Origin of the sequence: Bifidobacterium jacchi, assembly GCF_009078285.1 — a bacterium.
Taxonomy (GTDB): domain Bacteria; phylum Actinomycetota; class Actinomycetes; order Actinomycetales; family Bifidobacteriaceae; genus Bifidobacterium; species Bifidobacterium jacchi.
The window spans coordinates 1-17,642 of sequence record NZ_RQSP01000045.1; the positions used below are offsets into that span (position 1 = coordinate 1).

Annotated in this window: 15 protein-coding genes; 11 read left to right on the forward strand and 4 right to left on the reverse strand. The window is 65.9% G+C overall.

Annotated elements, in window-relative coordinates:
- Positions 1–117 precede the first annotated feature (117 nt).
- A complete protein-coding gene (locus EHS19_RS09130; RefSeq protein ID WP_206666347.1) occupies positions 118–735 on the reverse strand; it encodes a cupin domain-containing protein in 618 nt (205 codons plus the stop codon).
- A gap of 199 nt (positions 736–934) precedes the next feature.
- Here EHS19_RS09130 and EHS19_RS09135 point away from each other — a divergent pair, with 199 nt between their 5' ends.
- The 10 genes from EHS19_RS09135 to EHS19_RS09180 all read left to right on the forward strand — a co-directional run bounded on the left by EHS19_RS09135 (position 935) and on the right by EHS19_RS09180 (position 13,727).
- Complete coding sequence (locus EHS19_RS09135) at positions 935–2,278, forward strand: O-acetylhomoserine aminocarboxypropyltransferase/cysteine synthase family protein (RefSeq protein ID WP_151917448.1); 1,344 nt, start codon at positions 935–937, stop codon at positions 2,276–2,278.
- Positions 2,275–2,940: a CoA-binding protein gene (locus EHS19_RS09140; protein ID WP_151917449.1), complete on the forward strand. Its 666-nt coding sequence runs from the start codon at positions 2,275–2,277 to the stop codon at positions 2,938–2,940. Before EHS19_RS09135 ends, EHS19_RS09140 begins: the two co-directional genes overlap by 4 nt.
- A 310-nt stretch (positions 2,941–3,250) precedes the next feature.
- Positions 3,251–4,333, forward strand: coding sequence for a substrate-binding domain-containing protein (locus EHS19_RS09145; protein WP_206666348.1), 1,083 nt, complete (start codon positions 3,251–3,253; stop codon positions 4,331–4,333).
- Positions 4,334–4,578: 245 nt separating this feature from the next.
- Complete coding sequence (locus EHS19_RS09150; RefSeq protein ID WP_151917450.1) at positions 4,579–6,267, forward strand: sugar ABC transporter ATP-binding protein; 1,689 nt, start codon at positions 4,579–4,581, stop codon at positions 6,265–6,267.
- On the forward strand, positions 6,264–7,313 hold the full coding sequence (locus tag EHS19_RS09155) for an ABC transporter permease (RefSeq protein WP_151917451.1): 1,050 nt from the start codon (positions 6,264–6,266) through the stop codon (positions 7,311–7,313). The genes EHS19_RS09150 and EHS19_RS09155 overlap by 4 nt, the downstream gene beginning before the upstream one ends.
- Positions 7,314–7,324: 11 nt before the next feature.
- Positions 7,325–8,365 carry an ABC transporter permease gene (locus EHS19_RS09160; RefSeq protein WP_151917452.1) on the forward strand — a complete coding sequence of 347 codons (1,041 nt, stop codon included), beginning with the start codon at positions 7,325–7,327 and terminating at the stop codon, positions 8,363–8,365.
- Positions 8,362–9,942: an FGGY-family carbohydrate kinase gene (locus tag EHS19_RS09165; protein WP_151917453.1), complete on the forward strand. Its 1,581-nt coding sequence runs from the start codon at positions 8,362–8,364 to the stop codon at positions 9,940–9,942. The genes EHS19_RS09160 and EHS19_RS09165 overlap by 4 nt, the downstream gene beginning before the upstream one ends.
- An 84-nt stretch (positions 9,943–10,026) precedes the next feature.
- Complete coding sequence (locus tag EHS19_RS09170) at positions 10,027–11,130, forward strand: zinc-binding dehydrogenase (RefSeq protein ID WP_151917454.1); 1,104 nt, start codon at positions 10,027–10,029, stop codon at positions 11,128–11,130.
- A 141-nt stretch (positions 11,131–11,271) separates the two neighbouring features.
- The gene (locus tag EHS19_RS09175) at positions 11,272–12,855 is read left to right on the forward strand and encodes an FGGY family carbohydrate kinase (RefSeq protein ID WP_151917455.1); all 1,584 of its coding nucleotides are present in this window, start codon (positions 11,272–11,274) and stop codon (positions 12,853–12,855) included.
- Between the two features lie 209 nt (positions 12,856–13,064).
- Positions 13,065–13,727, forward strand: a complete 663-nt coding sequence (locus EHS19_RS09180; RefSeq protein ID WP_151917456.1) for a class II aldolase/adducin family protein — start codon at positions 13,065–13,067, stop codon at positions 13,725–13,727.
- Positions 13,728–13,947: 220 nt separating this feature from the next.
- Here EHS19_RS09180 and EHS19_RS09185 read toward each other — a convergent pair whose 3' ends face one another.
- Positions 13,948–14,952, reverse strand: a complete 1,005-nt coding sequence (locus tag EHS19_RS09185) for an NAD(P)-dependent oxidoreductase (protein ID WP_175578400.1) — start codon at positions 14,950–14,952, stop codon at positions 13,948–13,950.
- Positions 14,953–15,206: 254 nt separating this feature from the next.
- Between EHS19_RS09185 and EHS19_RS09190 the strand changes: the two genes are divergently transcribed.
- Complete coding sequence (locus tag EHS19_RS09190; RefSeq protein ID WP_175578401.1) at positions 15,207–16,193, forward strand: carbohydrate kinase family protein; 987 nt, start codon at positions 15,207–15,209, stop codon at positions 16,191–16,193.
- A gap of 136 nt (positions 16,194–16,329) precedes the next feature.
- Here the strand turns inward: EHS19_RS09190 and EHS19_RS09195 are convergent, their stop codons facing one another.
- Together EHS19_RS09195 and EHS19_RS11080 are read right to left on the reverse strand one after the other, a co-directional pair.
- Positions 16,330–16,614, reverse strand: coding sequence for a hypothetical protein (locus EHS19_RS09195; protein ID WP_151917459.1), 285 nt, complete (start codon positions 16,612–16,614; stop codon positions 16,330–16,332).
- A complete protein-coding gene (locus EHS19_RS11080; RefSeq protein WP_206666349.1) occupies positions 16,611–16,913 on the reverse strand; it encodes a hypothetical protein in 303 nt (100 codons plus the stop codon). Before EHS19_RS11080 ends, EHS19_RS09195 begins: the two co-directional genes overlap by 4 nt.
- Between the last annotated feature and the right edge of the window lie 729 nt (positions 16,914–17,642).

The window sequence follows — 17,642 nt, forward strand, 5'->3', positions numbered from 1 at the left end:
GCCCCCAGCCCCCAGCCCTCAGCCCTCAGCTTCAGCCCTCACTCAGGCCTTAGCTCTCAGCCTCAGCCCTCAGATCTGGCCGTACAGACTCAGCCCGCAGACTCGACCTCTCAGCCCTCAGACCCGAATCACGCCCTTGAGTTCGGGGTGGGCGGCGTAGATCTCCTCAAGCTCGGCCTGCGTCGGACGAATCGGATGATCGCGGTCGGCGCGCACGATGCAGATGAATCCGAGCGGGCCGTCATCGGTCGCGGAGAACTGATGCCACTCGTTCGGTCCGACGAACACGAGATCGCCCTCCTTGACGTGCCGCGTCTCGAATCCGACCAGCGCGGTGCCGCTGCCACGGTAGATGATCACCTGATGCGTGTGGTTGTGATGCTCGAACGTGCTCCAGCCGCCCGCCTGCACCTCGAAGTAGCGCACCTGATTCTCCTGCCCGGCGTTGGAATCGAACAGGATGCGGCGCGTCACCGAACGGAACGTGGTGTCGTTCTCCTTGTAGACGAGCTGATCGACGTCCTCCCAGCGGCCGGGCGCGGTTTCGGCTCGGAACGGCAGGAGCGGTTTGACGACGTGCGACGGGGTGTGGTAGGCGGCGGACGCCTGCCGCGCTTCGGCCGCGGTCGCCGGAGCCGCCGACACCGCCGGTGCCGCCGACACCGCCGGTGCCGTCGACACACCGGCCGCGCCGGTCGCTTCGTTTGCTGTGTTTGCTTGAGTTGCTTCAGTCATGATTTCATCATGCACCGCCAGACGCGCGCATATGCCCCACAGACCCCCGAATCGATATCGCAATATCTTATAAGTCGTTATCAAAACCGCGGAAAATCAACGAAAACCGCCTTTGCGGCAATGACCGCCGTGCCGCGCCGCGCATCCGTTCCTTGTTATATTCGCAACCATCACCAGCGTCGAACAGGAAGGAATCATCATGGCGGATGGGCAATTCGGCTTCGCGACACGCGCCGTCCACGCGGGCAACATCCCCGACAAGGCGACCGGTGCGCGCGCGCTGCCGATCTACGAATCGGCCGCGTTCGTATTCGAGAACAGCGACGATGCGGCCGCGCGATTCGCGCTGCGCAAGTACGGCGAGATCTACTCGCGCATCGTCAACCCGACCGTCGCGGCGCTTGAGGAGCGCGTCGCCTCGCTGGAGGGCGGACTTGGCGCGGTCGCCACGGCCAGCGGCATGGCGGCCGAGTTCATCACGTTCGTCGCGCTCGCCGGTCAGGGCGATCGCATCGTCGCCTCGTCGCAGCTCTACGGCGGCACGATCACGCAGCTGGACGTGACGTTGCGGCGGCTCGGCATCGAGACCGTGTTCGTGGACGGCGACGATCCGGCCGACTATGCGGCGGTGATCGACGATCGCACGAAGCTCGTCTACGCGGAGGCGGTCGCCAACCCGTCCGGTGAGATCGCCGATATCGAAGGGCTTGCCGAGGTGGCGCACGCGGCGCGCATTCCGCTTGTCGTCGATTCGACGATGGCGACGCCCTACCTGATGCGGCCCATCGAGCATGGCGCCGACATCGTGATCCATTCGGCCACGAAGTTCCTTTCCGGCGCGGGCACGGTGCTGGGCGGTGTGGTCGTCGATTCGGGCACGTTCCACTGGGATGAGGACAAATTCCCGCTGTTCTACGAGCCGGTGCCGAGCTACAACGGACTGACGTGGGTCGGCAATTTCGCCCAGTACGCGTTCCTGACGCGGCTTCGCGCCGAACAGCTGCGCGACGTGGGTCCTGCGATCAGCGCGCATTCCGCGTTCTTGATCGCGCAGGGCGTCGAAACGCTGCCGTTGCGCGTGCAGCGTCAGGTGGACAACACGCGCGAGATCGCCGCCTGGCTTGAGGCGCAGCCGCAGGTCGAGGCGGTGCACTGGGCCGGACTCGCCTCGCATCCGCATCATGATCGGGCGCTCAAATACTTCCCGAATGCCGGCTCCGGCTCGGTGTTCTCGTTCGACATCCGGGGCGGGCGCGCGGCCGGTCGGCGGTTCATCGACTCGCTCAACCTGTTCAGCCATGTGGCGAACATCGGCGATGTCAAATCGCTGGCCATCCACCCGGCCTCGACCACGCACGGGCAGCTGTCGGACGAGCAGCTGCGCGAGGCGGGCATCGGCGAGGGCACGATCCGACTGAGCATCGGCATCGAGACGGCGGCCGATCTGATCGCCGATCTGGGGCAGGCATTGGAGAACAGCCAGGAATCCGCGGGCGCGGATGGCACGCAGAGTGGCGCACATAGCGAGGAGGACCGGTCATGAGCGCAACGGCAACGAATCCAGAGAATGCGTCGAACGCGGCAGCCAAGGCGGCTGAAGCGCAGCTGAATCTCAATCTCAACGTCGCCGCCGGCGGGCTGTCGCTGCGCGCGCCGGGCGCAGACGCGGCAGCGGGCGGCGCGACAGCCGCCGCATGCGACGCGTGCGCCGCGCCGACCCCGGTCGGGGAGCGCCGTTGGAAGGGGCCGGATGCCGCCGAACGGCACCGCATCCTGCAGAAGGCGAAGTCGATCGCGATCGTCGGTGCGTCGTCGAACCAGTCGCGCGCCAGCTTCTTCGTGGCGACGTATCTGCTCGGTGCCACGCCGTACCGCGTGTATTTCGTCAATCCGCGCGAAAAGGAGATTCTCGGGCACCCGGTGTACCCGGATTTGAAGTCGCTGCCCGAGGTGCCGGACATCGTCGACGTGTTCCGTCGGCCGTCCGCCATTCGCGCGATCGCCGACGAGGCGAAGGAGGTCGGCTCGCCGGTGTTGTGGATTCAGCTCGGCATCTGGGATGACGACGTGGCCGAATACGCGCAATCGCTGGGATTGCAGGTCGTGATGGACCGCTGCGTGAAGATCGAATACGCGCGATTCAATCAGGATCTGCACCTGTTCGGATTCAACACCGGCGTCATCAGCTCGCGCATTGCCAGCTGATCTGCGGTTGCGGCGCGCATAACGGGCGATAAGAAAACGATATGACGGCACGCGGTGTCGCACGGCGGAAAGCGGCTACAGTGTGTCTCATCGCCGGTGACAGCGGCGGTCGGGCGTCCGGCGACGCGCCGAACGGGCGCGGGGGAAGGCGTTGGCAGGCAGGCCACAGAAACAACAGCTGGGGCGCTGTATGACACGAGTTACGCAACTCGACATCACAAACCATCACAAACACAGATCAACCAATCAGCTACGGCACGATTCGTGGCGGTCGCGAGGGGCGGTCGCCACGGCGAGGGGGAATGGGAACATGACCACGAAGAACAGGTTCGGCAGGCTCGGCATTCTGGCATCGGCGGCGCTCGCCGTGACGATGCTGCTGTCGGGATGCCAGGGCATCAACACCGGCACATCCACGGCGAACGCATCCAGCGGCAAGGCGGAATCCGAGCTGCTGCAGGACGTCGGCGACGAGGGACTGGACCTCAAGGGCAAGACCATCGGCGTGGCCACGGTCGGCACCCAGCATTTCTGGGATCGTGAGGCGTTCAACGGCGCGGTCGACGAGGTCAAGAAGCTCGGCGGCAAGGTCATCACCACCGACGGCGGTCGCGACAACACCGTCCACGCGCAGAACCACGAGAAGTTCCTCACCGCCAAGGTGGATGCGGTCATCACCATTCTCGGCGACCAGTCGGTCGACCCGTACCTGAAGAAGCTCAAGGACGCCGGCATTCCGGTGTTCGCCGTGCAGCACCCCGGTTCGGACGTCGAGGCGGACATCGAGGATGACGCCGAGCAGGGCGGCAAGGACGTGGCCAAGATCGTCGGCGAGCGGCTTGGCGGCAAGGGCAAGATCGCGCTGTTCAACGCGTTCGAGGATTCGCTGAGCTACTGCGGCGCCCGTGCCAAGGGCTTCAAGGAGACGATCGCAGCCGATTACCCGGGCATCAGCATCATCCAGCCGGAGCTGGCCGAGAAGTTCCAGTCGCCGGCCGACGATGCCCGCCAGCAGACCCTCAACCTGCTGCAGAAGTATCCGAAGGGCGAGATCAACGACATCCACGTCGTGTGCTGGGATCAGCCCGCGATCGGCGTGGTGCAGGCCGTCGAGGAGTCCGGCCGCACCGATGTGAAGGTCAGCGCCTACGATGCCGGCCCTGACACGCTCAAGCTCATGGCCAAGAAGGACAGCCCGTTCATCGCCAACGTTGCCCAGCAGCCGAGGCTTCAGGGCACGCTCGCCGCGGTGAACGTCGGCAAGCACTTCGCCGGCAAGTCGATCGAGAAGACCACCTACGTCAAGTCGTTCCCGGTCGACGGCCCTGAGAACGCGAAGAAGATCTACAAGGAGCTCGGATACGACAAGACCTCCGGCCCGATCGACAAGTAGTCGAACGGGCGGCTGCGACCCAGTGTCCTGCGCCAGTAATGCGTTGACTGCATTGACTACCCTCAGTCCCGTTTCGCGGGCCGGTTCGATCCGCAATCAGTCAACGAACTACTGGCGCAGGACACTGGGCAATTGCAGCCAATAGGACATCAATATCAAACCCAGCAGCAAACCTGGCAAGGCATCCAAACCCAGCATCCAAACCCAGCAGCAACCCAGCACCAGCGAAAGGCAGGCGATCGGCGGTGACATCACGAGCGGCATCGGCGGCGGCATCACGGCTTCAAGTCGAGCATCTGGTCAAGGAATTCAACGGCAACCGAGCGCTTGACGATGTGTCGTTGAGCATCGAGACGGGTCGTGTCCACGGCCTGATCGGGCAGAACGGCGCCGGCAAATCGACGCTCATCAACGTGATCTGCGGCATCTACCAGCCGGACGGCGGGCGGATTCTCGTCGATGGCAAGCCGGTGCACATCGCCTCGCCGGCCGACGCATTCGCGCTCGGCATCCGCGTGGTGCATCAGGAGCTGGTCGCCGCGCCGAAACTGACCATCGCGCAGACGCTGCTGCTCGGCCATGAGCACGCCTTCGGCAGACTGCACGGCCGCGGACTCACCCGCGCGATCGACGAGCGCATCGCCGAAAAACTCGGCGTGCGCCTCGATTCGACGCGACTCATGGAGAGTCTGACGCCGGCCGAGACGAAGCTGGTGCAGATCGCCCGCGCGATCATCTACGGCACTGTGCGCATCCTGATTCTCGACGAGCCGACCGCGCCGCTGTCGCGCGAGGAGTCGGAACTCGTGTTCCGGGCGGTGCGCACGCTGCGCGACTCCGGCGCGTCCGTCATCTATGTGTCTCATTATCTGGGCGAGGTTCTGGACCTTGCCGATGCGATCACCGTATTCCGCAACGGCAAGGTGGTCGCCGACGAATCCGACCTGAGCGGCATGACCGGCGAGCGGCTGGTCGAGCTGATGGTCGGCCGTCCGGTCGGCGAGCTGTTCCCCGATTTCAAGCCGGTTGACGCCGCGCAGCCGGTCAAGTTCGCCGTGCGCGGGCTGTCCGGGCGCACGTTCCACGACTGCACGTTCGCCGTGCGCCCCGGCGAGGTGCTCGGCGTGGGCGGCATCACCGGCTCCGGTCGCGAGGAGCTGATCGACGCGATCTACGGCGCGACGCGGCCGCTGACCGGCACGATCGAGCTCAAGGGGCGCACGATTCGCCCGGGTTCCGTGCATCGATCGGTCGCGCACGGCATCGCCCGCGTACCGCGTGACCGCCGCGCAACCGGATTCGTGCGCGATCTGCCGGTGCGTGACAACCTTGCATTGCCGCGTCTGAGCCAGTTCTCAAAGCTGGGCGTGCTGAATTTCGCTGCGATTCGCAAATCGGCCGATCGCATCATCACGCAGCTGCACATCCGCCCCGACGATCCGACCACGCCCACGCGACTGCTCAGCGGCGGCAACCAGCAGAAGGTCGCGATCGGCGGCTGGATCGGCTCGGGGGCGACCGTGCTGCTGCTGGAGGACCCGACCGTCGGCATCGACGTGGGGGCGCGCGCCGACATCTATCGCACGCTCAAGGAACTGACCGACTCGGGCGTGAGCATCATCGTCTCCGGCAACGATTTCAACGAACTCGCCGGCCTGTGCCACCGGGTCGTCATGCTCAAGCGTGGGCGGATCGTAGCCGAAGTCAGCGGTGACGGCCTGAACGAGTCGAATCTGCTGCGCATCGCCACCGATGCCGACGGCAGCGACGCTGGCAGTACCGATGCCAGCGCCGGCAACGCCGACGCGGTGAACACCGGCGAAGCGGCACCCGCGCAGTCGTTGCAATCCGCGCAGTCTTCGCAATCGCAATCACCGTCTTCGCAATCTCCGCAATCCCAGCCGTCGCAATCCGCAAAGGAGGAACGGGCATGAGTTCAGCAACCACCCAGCCGACCACCGCAGCAAGCGCGGCGTCGGGTATCAGCGCCGACGCGCGTGCCGACGGCCGCGCCGGTGCGCACGCAGACAGCTACGGCGCGCGCCGACTCATCCGCTTTATGCCGCTCGTCGTGCTGCTGGGCATTCTCGCATTGCTGGTGGTGGGCAATCCGCGCATCGCCGGCCCGTCCAACCTCTCGGCGATCGCGGTCGCCGCGGTGCCGAGCGCGCTGATCGCTATCGGATTGGCGATCATCATCGCCGCCGCCGGCGACGACGTGATCAATGGCGGCATCGATCTGTCGCTGCCCAATCAGGCGGTGATCGCGGCGGCGATCATCGCGCTGCTGCTCGCTCGCGGATTCGCGTTCCCGGTCGCTCTGCTGGCCGGCGTGGCCGTGGCGTTGGCGGTCGGCGCGCTCAACTCGTTCCTGATCGTCACGCTCGGCATGATTCCGATTCTCGCCACGCTGGCGACCAGCGTGTTCGTGGGCGGCGCAACCCGCGCGGTGACCACGAATCGCCGCATCGAGGTGACCGACCCGTTCATCATCGCCCTGCGCGACGACGCGTGGCTGGGCGTGCCGGTGGTGATCTGGTTCGCCGTGGCCGTCGTGGTGCTCGCCTCGCTGTTCTTCCATCACACGCGCTACGGCCTGCGCATCCAGGCGGTCGGCGGCAATCGCGAATTCGCCTCGTCCAGTGGCGTCAAGCCGGGGCTCTACACGCTGCTCGCGTTCCTGATCGCCTCGCTGCTGGCGGGGCTCGCCGCCACGACGCTGCTCGCGCGCGCCTCCGGCTGGTCGTCCGGCAGCGAGGACCAGCTGCTGCTTGACATGCTGCTGGCCGCGTATCTGGCACCCGTGTTCTCCGCGCGGTTCATCTACACGCCGCTCGGCGCTGCCATCGGCGCGCTGCTGACCGCCGCGCTGTCGAACGCGCTGGTGCTCGGCGGCATCGACAATTCGTTGATCGACGGAGCCAAGGGCCTGCTGATTCTGATGGTGATCGGTGCTTCGGCGCTGGCAAGGAAGGACTGAAGGGACTGATCATGAGCGAAACCACTCGTTCCGTAGCGCATTCCGCGTCGCAGTCGGCCGGCGCGTCGCAGTCGGCCGGCGCGTCGCATCGCGACCTGCGCGCAACCCTGCGCCGCGCGGGATTCCCCGCCCTGTTCGTCGCGATGATCCTGTTCTTCACCGTGCGCATCCCCGTGTTCTGGTCGCCGACCACCGCGTTCAACATCGTCAACGGCTCCGCCGTGCTGCTGCTCATCTCGCTGGCTATGACGCTCGTCGTCACCTCCGGCGGCATCGATCTGTCGGTGGACGCATCGTTCGCGATCGGCGCGTGGGGTGTGATCATCGTCATGCTCAACACCGGCCTGCCGTGGCCGATCGCGCTGGCGATCGCCGTAGCGGTGGCGTCGCTGGTCGGTCTGCTCAACGCGCTGCTGATCGTCAAACTGCGCATTTCGCCGTTTTTGGCGACGCTGAGCGTCTACTTCATCGGCCGCAGCCTGCAGAAGGCCGGCACGAACGGCGGCGGCAGCGTCGAGTTCTACGATGCGCCAGCGGAGTTCCACGCGGTCGGCTCGGGACGCATCCTCGGCATCGACGTCAAGATGTGGATCGCCGCGGTCATCGTGATCGCGCTGTGGTTCCTGGTGTCGCGCACCTCGTTCGGCCATCGCCTCGACGCGCTGGGATTGCAGTCGCGTGCCGCCGAAAACGCCGGCATCGCGGCGAACCGCTACCTGACCATCACCTATGTGATCTCGGCCGTGGTGTGCGCGCTCGCCGGCGCGCTGCTCACCGCCCAATTGCAGATGTACACGCCGATGACCGGCTACACGTATCAGAACGACGCGATCTCCGCGGTGTTCATCGGCGCGGCGATGAGCTCGCGCGTCCGCCCGAACGTGCCCGGCACGCTGATCGCCGTGCTGTTCCTGAGCACGCTGGGCACCGGACTTGATCTGATGGGGCTCGACTTCAATCTCAAGGTCGCGATTCGCGGCTTCGTGCTGGTGGTGGCGCTGGCCGTCGCCTCCGGCCTGACGAAACGCGTCGTGCGGGGAGGCGGACGATGAGCGATGATGTGCGCTCCGCTGGCGTGAACTCCGAGGCTGATCCGTCCGGCGCTGCGGCGTCTCCGCTGGCGTTGTCGATGGACATCGGCACGTCGTCGATCAAGGCGGCGCTGGTCGATGTCGAGCATGGCGTTGTGGCCCAACGTGCCGTGCCGCTGCCGTACGTCGCCGAGAACGTGGTCGATGCGCAGGCCGTATGGGATGCGTCGGCCGGGCTGATCGCCGATCTGCTGCATGGCGGTCAAGCCTCCCGCATCGCCGGCGTGGTGCTCTCCGGCCAGGGCGACGGACTGTGGGGTGTCGGCGTCGACGGGCGCGGCACGCTGTCGTATACGTGGAATTCCACGTTCGCCGCCGATGTGGTCGCCGATTGGGAACGTGCCGGCGTGGTCGATCAGCTGTACCGCATCACCGGCACGGTGATCTGGCCGGGCACGTCGGCCGCGCTGTGGCGTTGGCTCAAGGCCGAGCATCCCGAGCGCGCGGCAGCGATTCGCACGGTGTTCTGCGCCAAGGATTTCGTCGGATACTGCCTGACCGGCGTCGAGGCGACGGATTATTCGGACGGTACGATTCCGTTCACCGATCCGCACACCGCGGAACTGTCCCCCGAAGTGTTCGCATTACTGGGATGCGAGGATCTGCGCGCGCGCATCCCCCGAATCGCCCACGCCGGCGAACTGCTGGGTCGGGTCACCGCAGAGGCGTCTGCGGCCAGCGGACTGAAGGCCGGCACGCCCGTCTACGTCGGCGCGATCGACTGCGTGGCGAGTGTGCGCGGCGCCGGCGTGAGCGAGGAGCATCAGGCCGTTGTCTCGCTGGGCACCACCACGGCCGCGTTCGTGCTCACCCACGACCCGGTTCCGATTCCCGAACCGGTCGGTGCCAGCCTGGTATGGCCGGACGCTGCGGTCGCCGACACCGGTGATTCGGTTGACGCTGGTGTCGATTCGGCTGCCGGTGTCGATTCGGCTGATGCCGCCGGGCCGGCGCTGACGCTGCGCGTGCTCGGCTCGTCGTCCGGCGCGAAGGTGCTCGAATGGTTCCTCGACCGCCACGGCTACGCGGGCGACGGCAAATACGACCGATTCTGGGCGGATGTCGAATCCGCTGGCGACGGCCACGGCGAGATCATGCTGCCGTTCCTCTACGGCGAGCGGGTGCCGTTCCTGAGCCCCGCCGCCACGGGCGCGTTCGTCGGCATCGTTCCGGCGACCACGATCGGCGATCTTGGACGGGCCGTGGTCGAGGGTATCGCGTTCTCGCTGCGGCATTGCTTGGAATCCTGCGGCGAGGTGCGCGACGTGGTGCTGACCGGCGGCGGCACCGGCGACGATCGATTCAGCCAGCTGATCGCCGACGTGCTGGGCCGCTCGGTCGCCGTCGACACCGACCCGCAGATCGGCGTGACCGGCATCGCCGCATATGTGCCCGGTTTCGAGTCGCTGGCTCACCGCGCCGCCCATATTCGCCGATTTGAGCCGGCCGGCGAGCGAGTTTCGGCATTGGAGCGGCGCTATCGGCGCTATCGGGCGCTGATCGACGCGCTGCTGCCGATCTGGAATCAGACGGAATGAACCGCGCCGCGGCATCATCAAGCCATCATCAGGCCATTATCAGGCCATTATCAAGCCATCATCAAGCCAACGAAAGGAAACGCAGTGAGCGACGCAGCCGAGCGTGCCGACCAGACCATCCATATTCCGATTCCCGACGTGCTGCCGGAAACCAACCATGTCGGCGTGTACCACGGCCCCGACGACATTCGCGTCGAAGAGCGGCCGATGCCGGTGATCGGCCCCGGCGACGTGCTGGTGCGCACGAGTTCGGCGGCATTGTGCGCCGGCGAGGCGATGCCGTGGTACCACGCGAGTCCGCAGGGCAAGACGCTCGGCCACGAGGTCGTCGGCGTGGTGGCGCGCGTGGGGGAGTCCGTCACGCGATTCAAGCCCGGCGACCGCATCTTCGCGCACCATCATTTCGGACGCATGCTGTCGCATCAGTCGCTGCGCGGCCATTTCACCATTGATCCGTACTACAAGTCGGTGCGGTTCGACCCCGGTTCGATCGCCGACTATTTCCGGCTGCCCGCACAGCTGGTCGAAGGCGACAGCTTCATCGTGCCCGATTCGCTGTCCGACGACGCGGTGGTGACGATCGAGCCGTGGTCGTGCGTGCTCGGCGGACTGAAGGTGTGCGGCATCCAGCCCGGCGACACCGTGCTGGTGATCGGCGCCGGATTCATGGGCGTCGGCTTCGCTGTGCTGGCTCCGCTGTTCGGCGCGGGGCGCGTGATCGTCAGCGATTTCAATCCGTGGCGGCGCGCCAAGGCGCTGGAGCTCGGCGCGAACGCGGTGATCGACCCGTCGGCCGGCGATGTGGCAGAACAGCTGCGCGCGCTCAACGACGGACTGCTCGCCGACGTGGTCGTGGAGGCCGTGCCGAACGCGAAGGTGTACGCGCAGGCGCGCGAACTCGTCGAGCCGGGCGGCACGCTGCATCTGGCCGCGCCCGGCGCTCCCGGAACCGACTGGGTGCAGGATTCGGCGCGCGCGTATTTCGACGAGGTGACCGTCACCTCGAAGTATTCCGCCGACCATCACGACACGTTCCAGTACTTCCGGCTGCTCAAGGCCGGACGTATCGACCCGTCCGGCGCGATCACCCACCACTTCCCGCTCTCGAAGCTTCCCGAGGCGTTCAAACTGCTGGAGGATGCCGACAAGTCGCTCAAGATCGTGCTTCGCCCCGACGACCTGTTCTGACGGTCGCAGCTGCGGGCGGCGGGGTTGCAGGTTGTTTGTGCATCAGTCGGTTGCGTACTAGTGGCCCGCGAAGCGGGACTGAGGGGTAGCCAATTCATCAAGGAAATACTGACGCGACGTATCAGTCAGCAAGGAGATCACATGTCCGATTCAGTGCAGTGCGGCGCGTCTTCGCCATCGCGGCCCGCGTCCCACCCGTCCCACGTGTCCCAGACGTCTCACCCTTTGGTCGCCGGCGTGGACACATCGACGTCGGCGACCAAGGTGGTCGTCGTCGATGCCGTCACCGGCGAGACGCTGCGATTCGGCTCGGCGCCCCACCCGGAAGGCACCAGCGTCGATCCGGCGGCGTGGTGGCGCGCGTTCCTCGATGCAGCGCGGCTTGCCGGCGGTCTGGACGATGTGAGCGCGATCAGCGTCGGCGGCCAGCAGCAGGGCATGGTGCTGCTCGGCGCGGACGGCCGACCGGTGCGCCGGGCGATTCTGTGGAGCGACGTCCGCTCGGCGCCGCAGGCCGAGGAGCTGACGCGCATGCTCGGCGCGCTGGATTTCGCGGATGCCGCCGAACTCGGCGCGGTCGAGCCCGGCGACATCGAATCGGACGACGTGATCGCGCGCGGGCGGCTTCGCTGGCTCAGGGCGGTCGGATCGGCGCTCGTCCCGTCGCTGATCATCACTAAACTGCGCTGGGTGCTCGAACACGAGTCCGACAACGCGCGGCGCACAGCCGCCGTCTGCCTGCCGCACGACTGGCTGAGCTGGCGCATCGCCGGCAATGACCCCGATGCCGGCCGATTCGACCTCCATGCGCTGTTCACCGACCGATCCGAGGCGGCCGGCACCGGCTATTTCGACACGACCGCGAACGTGTACCGCCCGCGACTGCTCGACATGGGATTCGGCCGCCACGACGTGATTCTGCCGCGCGTGCTGGGCCCACGCGAATGGACGCTCAAGGCCGATCCCGCGATCGCCGGCTCGAAGGTCGAAGGCGGATGCCTGATCGGGCCGGGCGGCGGCGACAACGCGATCGCCGCCCTCGGCCTCGACATGGGGGTCGGCGACGTGTCGGTATCGGTCGGCACATCCGGCGTGGTGGCCGCGGTCGCCGAGCGGCGCGCATGCGATCCGAGCGGCTGCACCAACGGATTCGCCGACGCCACCGGCCGCTTCCTTCCCGCGCTCGGCATGTTCAACTCGTCGCGCATTTTGGATGCTGGACGCGAACTGCTGAACGTGGACTATGCCGCCTTCGACGAGCTGGCGCTCGCCGCGCGTCCGGGTGCCGGCGGCGTGACGCTGATCCCGTATTTCGAGGGGGAGCGGGTGCCGCCACGGCCCGACGACACGGCTCGGCTGCTGGGGCTGACGCTGGCCAATGCGCATCGGGAGAACATCGCGCGCGCATTCGTCGAAGGACTGCTGTGCAATCTCAACGACAGTCTGCGGCTCATCGCGTCGCTTGGCGTGCCGGTCGAACGCGTGCTGCTGATCGGCGGCGGATCGCGCTCTGAAGCGGTGCGCAACATCGCGCCCGAGGTGTTCGGACTCGACGTGGCGCTGCCTGAACCGGGCGAATACGTGGCGTTGGGCGCCGCCCGGCAGGCCGCGTGGGTGCTCTCCGGCGACGCTCGGCCGCCGCGCTGGGCCGTGCCGGTCGAACGCACGCTGAAAGCCGAGTCACATACCGAGATATTCCGCCGATACGAGCGGCTGCGCGGCTGATTGGCATGTGGCTGATTGCGTGCGGCTGATTGGCATGTGGCTGATTGAGCGCGTTATAAGACGTTATAAGAAACGTCTATCGCAGCGCGGTCGCGTGCGCATTGCGCCGATCCTATAGTGAAAGCCATGTCGGGAACGCCCCGATGATGGATGATGCTTGCACGGCAAGCGATCCGGCAAGCGGTCAGAAGTGATCAAACGAAAGGCGAATGATGCTCGAAGAACTCAAGGCCGAGGTGCTCAGGCGCAATCTCGATCTGCCGAAGAACAATCTGGTGGTGTGGAGCGGCGGCAACGTGTCCGGCCGCGATCCTCAGACCGGTCTGATCGTCATCAAGCCGAGCGGCGTGCCGTTCGAGGAGCTCACCATCGATTCGCTCGTCGTCACCGACATCGACGGCAACATCGTCGAAGGACATCTCAAGCCGTCCGTCGATCTGGGCATCCATCGCCATATCTACAAGCGCCGCCCGGACGTGTTCGGCATCACGCACACGCATCAGCCGTACGCCACGAGCTTCGCGATTCGCGGCGAGGGCATTCCCGCGGTGCTCACGCCGCTGACGCACTTGACGGGTGGGCCGGTGCCGTGCACGCGATTCGCCACCCCCGGCGAGGAGGACACCGCCGTCGCCGTGCTGGAGGCGTGCGGCCCCAACGGATGGATTGCGCTGGCGCGTCGCCACGGTGTGTTCGCGATGGGCCGCAGTGCCTCGGAATCGCTGATGTACACGCTGTACACCGAGGAGGCCGCCAAGACGATTCGCCTCGCGCAGATCGGCGGCGTGGTCGAGCCGATGAGCGAGGAGGAGGCGCAGCGCGAGCTCGCCTGGCATCAGCGCAACTACGGCCAGCACGCCACCGCCCGCTAACCCTTCCCGCTAAACCGCCCGCCGAGCGACAAAGCCCCCCCATGGTGTAGGCAAGTCCCCATCGTGTAGGCAAGTTCGCATGATGTAGGGATCGCCCCATGATGTAGGGACCTGAAAACGGCTTGATTCCGCCGTTTTCACAAAAACGCCACATTTGCGATCCCTACATCATGGGCATATCCCTGCACGGTGGGCATGTCCCTACATCATGGGCATGCCGCTACACCGTGAGGTGCCGTAGCGCGGCGATCGCCATGCGCGTCTGCACCGTGATCACGTCGTCGCTCGCCCCGCCGATGTGCGGCGTCAGCACCACCGTCGGCGCGGTCGGGTCCGCAGCAGAGGCGGCGGCCAGCGCGCGCAGCGGATGATCGGCGGGCAGCGGCTCCTTGAAGAACACGTCGAATGCGGCCCCCGCGATGCGCCGCGACCGCAGCGCCTCCACAATCGCCGCCTCGTCGAGCAGCGACGCGCGCGCGGTATTCACCAGCAGCGCGTCCGGGCGCATCAATCCAAGCTCGCGCGCCCCGATCATCCCAATGGTCTGCGGCGTCGCCGGCAAGTGCAGCGTCACCACATCGCTCGTGGCAAGCAGCTCATCCAATGCAACCTGAGCGACCCCGGCCGGCAGCTCCGCCTCGTGATTATGCCGCGACCACACCAGCACCCGTGCGCCGAATCCCAGAAGCCGGCGTACCACGGCCCGACCGACGTGCCCGTATCCGACCACACCCACCGTGCAGCAGCTCAGTGTGCGCCCGCGGAACCGGCGGTACGGCTCGAACACGTCCGATTCGCGCCACGGCTCGCTTGCCATCCAATGCTCGGCGGATGGCAAGCGTCGCAGCGCCTCCAGCATGAGCCCCATCGTCACGTCGGCGGTGCTGTCGGCGTTGCGGCCCGGCGTGGTCGCCACGCGCACGTCGCGTTTCGCGCACGCCGCCATATCGACGTTAACCGGATTCGCGCGGCACACGACCAGCAGTTTGAGATTCGGCGCGGCATCCAGATCGGCCTCGCCCACGCGGTCGAGCTCCACGACGGCGGCATCCGCGCTGGCAAGCACGTCGGACGCCTCGCTGCTGCGTAGATCGCCGCCCTGCGTGCCGTGGTTGCGGTAGACGATGCGCGGGAATGCCTGATCAAGCAGTGCGCGATCCACCGGCGCGGTCACGACGATCAGCGGCCGCCGCTCGTCGCCGCTCGCTACTGAAGTATCGATCATGATGACACTGTACCGCCGCATCATTACGACCGCGCCCGCAGCGCCGCCACTGCCAGTCGGACAAAGCCAGCCGCTTTGCGCGCGTTCAAGATTTTTCGTATGCCCGCCGCGGCGTTGCCTCCGCGCGCATTCCGTATGCTGAATCCATCTCTTGATCAAGCACCATCCCAGTGATCGTGCACCACATATCGGAAACCGAAATGCATCGTCAGTCGAAATGCATCGGCGATAGAGCAACCCAAGGAGCGGCAACCATGTCACAGCAGCATGCCAACGAATCACAGCGCACCAGTGGACGCGCACCGCAGGCGGTCACCGTCGGCATCCACATCGTTGACATTCTCGGCCGTCCGGTCACCGCCATCCCGGAAGGCCAGGGCATGGTCGTGCTTGACGAGATCCGCATGACCGCGGCCGGAACCGCCGCCGCAACCGCCTACGGCCTGGCGCGTCTGGGCGTGCCAACCGCCACGTTCGGCCGCATCGGCGACGACGAGCTGGGCGGCTGGCTCAAGGATCGTCTGCGCCGCGAAGGCGTGGACGTGACCGGTCTGACCGTCACCGATCAGGCTCCCACGTCGGCCACGATGCTCCCGATTCGCCCGGACGGTTCGCGCCCCGCGTTGCATGTGCCCGGTGCCAGCAAGTTTCTCGGCCCCGAGAACGTCGATCTTGACGTGGTTCGCTCGGCCCGCCATATTCATATCGGCGGCACGTTCCTGCTCGACCGGCTTGACGGCGAACCCACTGCCAAGCTGCTCAGGCAGGCTCGCGAATGGGGACTGACCACGTCGGTGGACATCATCGGCGTGCCGACCGCCGACTTTGAGAAGGTGCTGGGTCCGGTCTACCCGTACATCGACTATTTCCTGCCGAACGACGAGGATGCGATGATGCTGTCGGGCACGTCGAGTGTGGCGGACGCCTCGCGCTGGTTCCGGGATCGCGGCGTCGGCACGACCGCGATCACGCTGGGTGCCGATGGCGTGGCGGTCGCGTCCGGAGACGGCGAGGAGACGATCATTCCGGCGTACAAGGTGGATGTGGTCGATACGTCCGGCTGCGGCGATGCGTTCTCCGCCGGATTCATCGCCGGTCTGCTCGACGGGCTTGATCCGATCGCCGCCGCCGAGCAGGGCGTGGCGACCGGATCGGCGGCCGCCCGCGGACTCGGCTCCGATGCCGGCGTGCGCAGTCGCGCCGAACTCGACGAATTCATCCGCACCACCCCGCGCGCCTGATCGCGTCCGCCGGCTCCGCGGGCGACGAGCCCGGGTATCAGTTGCCTTGTGTTGGGTTGTGATGCTTTTCTGCGAGGAGCAAGCGACTCGGATACACAAGAGTGCGCACGACGGGTCAGATGGCAGACATCCCGGCTCAGGAATCGGCTCGGCGCGACAGCCTGTCCGCCATCGCGGCACGCGTCCAAGCGCTCAGACTCATGTGGCTTCTCTTGGCATCGGCTTCGATGAGATGCCACATTGTGTCGCTCAGGCGTATGGTGTGGGGGCGCAGCGGCTCGGTGTCCGTCTCCCACGCCCTGCCCTCGAAGGGGGTGATCTGAGCACCGGGAAACCCGTTCTCGGCCTCCTCTGCCCACCTGTCCACCAGCTCGTCGGTGATTTCGGTGCCGTTCTCGGCGATGTACTTATCTCCGGTCATCGGCTCCTCCTTATCTCGTCGCGGAACCCCTTGGTCAGAAGATTCGCGTGGATGATCAGTGGCGTATGGTCATCCAGCCGCACGAACACGAGCTCAATGCTCCTGCCCTCTGCGTCAAACCCGATCGTTGCCCAGCGCGGAGGTTCCCTATCCCGATCCCTATAGCGGATCACCGCACCGTTTGAGCCCGTCTCGAAGGCGGATCGGATCTGCTCGGCGCTCAGCCCGTGGATGCGGGCGTGTGGATGAATGACAATGCGCACACCACCAAGAATACACCAGAGAATACGTGAGAGCATGCGGTCGGCTGGAGAATGCGCCGGTCTTCGCCAGTTTGTGTGGTGTGTGGTTTGGTCTCGGTGTTGTCTCGTTGTCTTCGCCTGGGCCGATTTCGAGCGACGGGCTTGTTTCGAGATTCTCTTGCGCCTGCGGGGCGGACAGCGCAAGATTCTCTCGACCTGAGGGTTTTCCGTGAGATTCTCTTGCGCTTGAGTGTTGCTTCGCGCAAGGATTTCTCGGGATTAGCCCTGAGTTCGAGATTCTCTTGCGCAAACCGGCCTGCTGGCGCAAGGTTCTCTCGGGATCGGGCCATGTTTCGCGAGAATCTTGCGCCTATGGGTCGGAGGTGGGTCACTTATGGGTCGGACAGCGCAAGATTTTCCTTATTTCGGTCTGTTTCTTCTCTGTTTCTTCTCTGTCCCTTCTCTATCCCCTCTCTGTTACTTCTCTGTCCCTTGAGATCGGTCTCTCTTGCTCATCCCTCTGTAGTCATCGTGTGCATGGAACGTACATATTGGGGGAGCGGCGAGTCCTCCCGGACGTGTCGGGCCGTCGGTCGTGTGCATGGAGCGTACATAAGGCGCTGTTGATCGTGTGCATGCAACGTACATCTACACGATCGTGTGCATGGAACGTACACGAAGCGCGCGTTTCGCGCCTCCACGCATCCGTTGCATGCACACGATGCCTCCGACGGCATACGTCCTGTGCACACGATGCCCACGGACAGTGCACGCGGCATACATTCC

Excerpts from the sequence above, each read along its gene's own strand:
- EHS19_RS09185 (WP_175578400.1), bottom strand. The coding sequence starts at position 14,952 with ATGATCGATACTTCAGTAGCGAGCGGCGACGAGCGGCGGCCGCTGATC.
- EHS19_RS09195 (WP_151917459.1), bottom strand. The coding sequence starts at position 16,614 with ATGACCGGAGATAAGTACATCGCCGAGAACGGCACCGAAATCACCGAC.
- EHS19_RS09135 (WP_151917448.1), top strand. The coding sequence starts at position 935 with ATGGCGGATGGGCAATTCGGCTTCGCGACACGCGCCGTCCACGCGGGC.
- EHS19_RS09180 (WP_151917456.1), top strand. The coding sequence starts at position 13,065 with ATGATGCTCGAAGAACTCAAGGCCGAGGTGCTCAGGCGCAATCTCGAT.
- EHS19_RS09145 (WP_206666348.1), top strand. The coding sequence starts at position 3,251 with ATGACCACGAAGAACAGGTTCGGCAGGCTCGGCATTCTGGCATCGGCG.
- EHS19_RS09155 (WP_151917451.1), top strand. The coding sequence starts at position 6,264 with ATGAGTTCAGCAACCACCCAGCCGACCACCGCAGCAAGCGCGGCGTCG.
- EHS19_RS09175 (WP_151917455.1), top strand. The coding sequence starts at position 11,272 with ATGTCCGATTCAGTGCAGTGCGGCGCGTCTTCGCCATCGCGGCCCGCG.
- EHS19_RS09190 (WP_175578401.1), top strand. The coding sequence starts at position 15,207 with ATGTCACAGCAGCATGCCAACGAATCACAGCGCACCAGTGGACGCGCA.
- EHS19_RS09130 (WP_206666347.1), bottom strand. The coding sequence starts at position 735 with ATGACTGAAGCAACTCAAGCAAACACAGCAAACGAAGCGACCGGCGCG.
- EHS19_RS09165 (WP_151917453.1), top strand. The coding sequence starts at position 8,362 with ATGAGCGATGATGTGCGCTCCGCTGGCGTGAACTCCGAGGCTGATCCG.
- EHS19_RS09140 (WP_151917449.1), top strand. The coding sequence starts at position 2,275 with ATGAGCGCAACGGCAACGAATCCAGAGAATGCGTCGAACGCGGCAGCC.
- EHS19_RS09160 (WP_151917452.1), top strand. The coding sequence starts at position 7,325 with ATGAGCGAAACCACTCGTTCCGTAGCGCATTCCGCGTCGCAGTCGGCC.
- EHS19_RS11080 (WP_206666349.1), bottom strand. The coding sequence starts at position 16,913 with ATGCTCTCACGTATTCTCTGGTGTATTCTTGGTGGTGTGCGCATTGTC.